This window comes from Kitasatospora sp. NPDC059088 (genome assembly GCF_042738155.1).
Classification (GTDB): Bacteria; Actinomycetota; Actinomycetes; order Streptomycetales; family Streptomycetaceae; genus Kitasatospora.
In genome coordinates this window covers 14,563-19,329 of sequence record NZ_JBHYGR010000161.1, presented here as the reverse complement: position 1 = coordinate 19,329, position 4,767 = coordinate 14,563, and the positions used below count along the sequence as shown (strand labels likewise).

Annotated in this window: 6 protein-coding genes; 3 read left to right on the top strand and 3 right to left on the bottom strand. The window is 72.8% G+C overall.

Going from position 1 to position 4,767, the window contains the following annotated elements:
• Window positions 1-89 precede the first annotated feature (89 nt).
• Window positions 90-851 carry an SDR family oxidoreductase gene (locus tag ACFWXO_RS40050; RefSeq protein WP_375893936.1) on the bottom strand — a complete coding sequence of 254 codons (762 nt, stop codon included), beginning with the start codon at window positions 849-851 and terminating at the stop codon, window positions 90-92.
• A 108-nt stretch (window positions 852-959) separates the two neighbouring features.
• Here ACFWXO_RS40050 and ACFWXO_RS40045 point away from each other — a divergent pair, with 108 nt between their 5' ends.
• Complete coding sequence (locus ACFWXO_RS40045) at window positions 960-1,376, top strand: MerR family transcriptional regulator (protein ID WP_375894023.1); 417 nt, start codon at window positions 960-962, stop codon at window positions 1,374-1,376.
• Between the two features lie 3 nt (window positions 1,377-1,379).
• Complete coding sequence (gene trxA / locus ACFWXO_RS40040; protein ID WP_375893934.1) at window positions 1,380-1,712, top strand: thioredoxin; 333 nt, start codon at window positions 1,380-1,382, stop codon at window positions 1,710-1,712.
• On the opposite strand, the gene ACFWXO_RS40035 is transcribed toward trxA, so the two are convergent.
• Both ACFWXO_RS40035 and ACFWXO_RS40030 read right to left on the bottom strand, forming a co-directional pair.
• Window positions 1,709-2,512, bottom strand: coding sequence for an SURF1 family protein (locus ACFWXO_RS40035; RefSeq protein WP_380530845.1), 804 nt, complete (start codon window positions 2,510-2,512; stop codon window positions 1,709-1,711). The genes trxA and ACFWXO_RS40035 overlap by 4 nt on opposite strands.
• A 31-nt stretch (window positions 2,513-2,543) precedes the next feature.
• A complete protein-coding gene (locus ACFWXO_RS40030; protein ID WP_380396302.1) occupies window positions 2,544-3,539 on the bottom strand; it encodes a DEDDh family exonuclease in 996 nt (331 codons plus the stop codon).
• A gap of 145 nt (window positions 3,540-3,684) precedes the next feature.
• Here ACFWXO_RS40030 and ACFWXO_RS40025 point away from each other — a divergent pair, with 145 nt between their 5' ends.
• On the top strand, window positions 3,685-4,728 hold the full coding sequence (locus ACFWXO_RS40025) for a zinc-dependent alcohol dehydrogenase family protein (protein ID WP_375893927.1): 1,044 nt from the start codon (window positions 3,685-3,687) through the stop codon (window positions 4,726-4,728).
• The last annotated feature ends 39 nt before the right edge of the window (window positions 4,729-4,767 follow it).

The following is a 4,767-nucleotide window of genomic DNA, read 5'->3' as shown; positions in this document are numbered from 1 at the left end:
AGTACGTCCAGTACGAGGCCGACTCGGGCGCACGCCCAGCCGGGCGCCCAACGCCGCGCGCTGATCTGCCAAGATCCGCCGGACAGGCCCTAGAGGGAGCGGAGGGCGCCGCCGTCGACCGGGACCATCAGGCCGGTCAGGTAGGAGGCGGCGGGGGAGAGCAGGAAGGCGGCGACCTTGCCGAACTCCTCCGGGGTGCCGTAGCGGCCCAGCGGGATGTTGGCGCTGTGCTGGGCGCGGGCGGCCTCCGGGTCGGGGGCGAGGGCGTCCAGCTCGCGGACCCGGTCCGTGTCGATCCGGGCCGGGAGCAGGCCGAGCACCCGGATGCCGCGCGGGCCGAGCTCGTCGGCGAGGCTCTTCGCGGCCATCGCCAGACCGGGGCGCAGACCGTTGGAGATGCCGAGGCCGGGGATCGGCTGGCGGACCGAGCTGGAGAGCACGAAGCCGATCACCCCGCCGGAGGGGAGGGCGGCGGCCGCGGTGCGGGCGAGGCGGAGGGCGCCGAGGAAGACGGACTCGAAGGCGTCGCGCCAGGCGGACTCGGGGGTCGTCTCGACCGGGCCGGCCTGCGGGCCGCCGACGCTGATCAGGATGCCGTCGAAGCGGCCGAAACGGGAGTTGGCCTCGGCGATCAGGCGGTCGGCGGTGTCGGGGGCGGCGTTGTCGGCGACCAGGCCGTGGGCGGAGCCGAGCGTGTCGAGCTCGGCGACGGCGGCGTCGACGGCCTGCGGGGTGCGGCCGCTGATCAGTACGTGGGCACCGTCGGCGGCGAGTTCGCGGGCGGCGGCGAGGCCGAGGCCTCGGGTGGCGCCGGTGACGATGTAGGCCTTGTTCTTGAGTCCTAGGTCCATGGGGGACATTTTGCCGCCGTAGGGGCCGCTGTGCGGGGTTGGGGCTGGCGTTGACGTTGGGGGGAAGGTTTAGCGTCGGTGGTGGTTGTTCGGGAGGAGTGGGGCGGTATGCGGATCGGGGAGTTGGCGGAGCGGGCGGGGACGACGACGCGGGCGTTGCGGTACTACGAGCAGTTGGGGCTGTTGCCGGCCCGGCGGGCTGGGAACGGGTACCGGGCGTACGGGGAGGAGGACGTGCGGCTGCTGCGGGAGATCCGGATGCTGCAGGACTTCGGGTTCGGGTTGGAGGAGACCCGGCCGTTCGTGGAGTGTCTGCGGGCGGGGCACCCGGAGGGGGATTCGTGTCCGGCCTCGTTGGAGGTCTACCGGCGGAAGTTGGCCGAGTTGGACGAGTGCATCGCGCGCTTGCGGGACGTCCGGGTGCAGGTGGCCGGGCAGTTCGAGCGGGCGGTGCGGGCGCGGGACGAGCTCGCGGCCTCCGAGCAGCCGCCCGAGTGTGAACTGGCCAGGGAGCAGAGGGAGTAGACGATGGTGGAGATCGCGGGTGTGCCGGCGGTGACGGACGAGACGTTCGCCGTGGAGGTGCTGGCGGCGGAGGGGCCGGTGCTGGTCGACTTCACGGCGGACTGGTGCCCGCCGTGCCGGATGATGGCGCCGGTGCTGGCGGACGTCGCGCGGGAGGAGGCGCACCGGTTCCGGGTGGTGAGCGTCGACGTGGACCGCAACCCCCGGACCCAGGCGGCGTACGGGGTGCTGTCGATGCCGACGTTGATGCTGTTCCGCGACGGGCAGCCGGTGCGGTCGGTGGTGGGGGCGCGGGCGAAGGCGCGGTTGTTGCGGGAGTTGGAGGACGCGCTCTAAGCCGGGAGGGCGTCGAGGGGGACCTCGGGTTCGGCGGCCTGCTTGGCGCGGTCCTTGGCCTCGCGGCGGACGAGGACCCAGAGACCGACCGGGATCATCGCGGTGAACAGCCACCACTGGATGGCGTAGGCCATGTGCGGGCCGATGTCGGAGTGGTTGGGCTCGGGGATCAGCTGCGGCTGGTCGGCCGGGGACGGGGTGGTGGCGGTGAGTTCCAGGTAGCCGCCGAGGAGGGGGCTGCCGGTCTCCTTGGACTGCTGTTCGGTGTTGATCAGGTTGAACTGGCGGTCGGGGAGGCCGGCCCGGTCCTTGACCCAGCCGCCGCTGCTGCCGGTGGTCTCGTCGGCGCGCATCCGGCCGGTGAGGGTGACCTCGCCGGTCGGGGCGGCCGGGACGGGCGGGTACTGGGTGGCGCCGTCGCCGGAGGGGACCCAGCCGCGGTTGATCAGGACGGTGCCCTTGCCGTCGGAGAGCTTGAGCGGGGTGAGGACGAAGTAGCCGAGGGTGCCGTTGGCGTCGGTCCGCTTGCGGACGACGAACTCGTGTGCCGGGTCGTACTGTCCGGTGGCCGTCACGGCGCGCCAGGTGAGGGCGGAGGGTACGGCGGTGCCGGGGGCGGCGGAGAGGCTGTCGAAGGGCACCGGCGAGGCCGTGAGGGCCTTGCCGATCAGCTCGTTCCGGGCCACCCGCGCCTCGTGGCGGTGCAGCTGCCAGAAGCCCAGCTTGATCGTCGCGGGGATCAGCAGCAGCGCGATCAGCATGGTGATCAGCCACTGGCGGGTCAGCAGAAAACGGTACACATGGGAACGGTACGCCGACCTCACAACGGGCTCACGCACCGGGGTGCGGGGCGACCTCGCGCAGCAGCTGGAGGAAGGCGTCCTCGGTGACGATCGGGGTGCCGACGTCGCGGGCCTTGCGGGCCTTGCCGCTCCAGCTGGTCGGCTCGTTGGTGACCAGCAGGCTGGTGAGCCGGCTGACGGAGGTGGCGATGTGCAGGCCGGCCTCGACGGCGCGGTCCTCCAGCACCTCGCGGTCGGTGGCGGTGTCCCCGGTGAAGGCCACCCGCATGCCCTGGACCAGCGGCTTGCCGTCCTCCCAGCGCCCCGGGTTGGGGTACGGGCAGGCCGGGCGCTTCTTGGCCTGGCGGTACTGGGCGCCGGTCCAGTTGCCACGGCCGGGGGCGGCGGGCTCGTCCTCGCCGAGGTCGGTGACCGCGACGCAGGTCTGGAAGGGCAGCGGGATGCCGTGGGTGCGGGCCAGGCGGAGGCTGGGGCGGAAGGCCTCGGCGAGCACCCGGGCGTCGTCCAGGGCGTTGTGGGCCTGGCGCTGCTGGACGCCGAAGTGGGCGGCGAGGGAGGAGAGCTTGCCGTTGGGCAGCGGGAGGCGCAGGTCGCGGGAGAGGACCATGGTGCACAGCCGCTGCTCGACCGGGGCGCTGCGGCCGGCCCGGGAGAACTCGCGGGAGATCATGTTCCAGTCGAACAGCGCGTTGTGCGCGACCAGGACGCGGTTCGCCAGGCGGGTGGCGAACTCCTCGGCGATCTCGGGGAAGGTCGGCGCGCCGGAGAGCAGCTCGGCGGTGAGGCCGTGGATCCAGACCGGGCCCGGGTCCCGTTCGGGGTTGACGAGGGTGTACCAGTGGTCGGTCACCTCGCCGTCGCCGTCCAGCTGGTAGACACCGGCCGAGATGACGCGGTCGGAGCGGCCGAGACCGGTGGTCTCGACGTCGACGACCGCGAAACCCTCGGCGGGGGCGGCGGAACGCTGGGCGGGGACCGGGGCGGTCCGCGGCGCGCCGTACGTCTCGGGCTGGATCGGTTGCATGGTCCAACAGGATAAGGGGCGAGTCGGCCGGGGCCGGTCGAAATGTTCCGACGGGGTAGCCGGAATAGAGTGGTCCGCATGGGTGTCGTACACCTGGTCGAGATCGTTTCCGGCCGGTGGGCCGGTTCTGTGTGAGGAAGAACGCATGCGCGCCACGGTGATCCACGGACCGAACGACATCCGGATCGAAGAGGTACCGGACCCGGTGATCCAGCAGCCGACGGACGTCGTGCTCCGGGTGGTCAACGCCTGTATCTGCGGCAGCGACCTGTGGGCCTACCGCGGGGTGGCCCAGCGGGTGCCCGGGCAGCGGATCGGGCACGAGTTCCTGGGCGTGGTCGAGGAGGTCGGCGCCGAGGTCCGGGGCTTCGCCAAGGGTGACTTCGTGGTCGCGCCCTTCGTCTGGTCGGACGGGGTCTGTGAGTTCTGTCTCGAAGGCCTCCAGACGTCCTGCCCGCACGGCGGGTTCTGGGGGTCGGTGGGTTCGGACGGCGGCCAGGGCGAGGCGGTGCGGGTGCCGTTCGCGGACGGGACGCTGGTGAAGCTGCCGAAGGAGGCGGTGGGCGACGAGAAGCTGCTGCCGGGCCTGCTGGCGCTGTCCGACGTGATGGCGACCGGGCACCACGCGGCGGTCTCGGCGGGGGTGCGCCCGGGCGCGACGGTCGCGGTGGTCGGCGACGGCGCGGTGGGCCTGTGCGGCGTGCTGGCGGCGAACCGGCTGGGCGCGGGCCGGATCATCGCCCTGGGCCGGCACACCGCCCGGACGGAGCTGGCCCGGCGCTTCGGGGCGACGGACGTGGTGGCCGAGCGCGGTGACGCGGCGATCGAGGCCGTCAAGGAGCTGACCGGCGGCCTGGGCGCGCACGCGGTGCTGGAGGCGGTCGGCACCGAGGAGTCGATGCGGACGGCGGTCTCGATCACCCGGGACGGCGGCGCGGTCGGCTACGTGGGCGTGCCGCACGGCGGCAGCGCGGGCGTCGACATCGGTCAGATGTTCGGCCGAAACGTTTCGCTCAACGGTGGCGTGGCCCCGGCCCGCGCGTACATCCCCGAGCTGCTGCCGGACGTGCTCTCCGGTGCGATCGAGCCGGGTCTGGTCTTCGACCGGACGGTCGATCTGGACGGCGTTCCGGACGGCTATCGCGCCATGGACGAGCGGTCCGCGCTGAAGGTCCGGATCGCCTTCTGATTCTGACGCTTCGTCAACAGGGGCGGCACCGTTGGACGG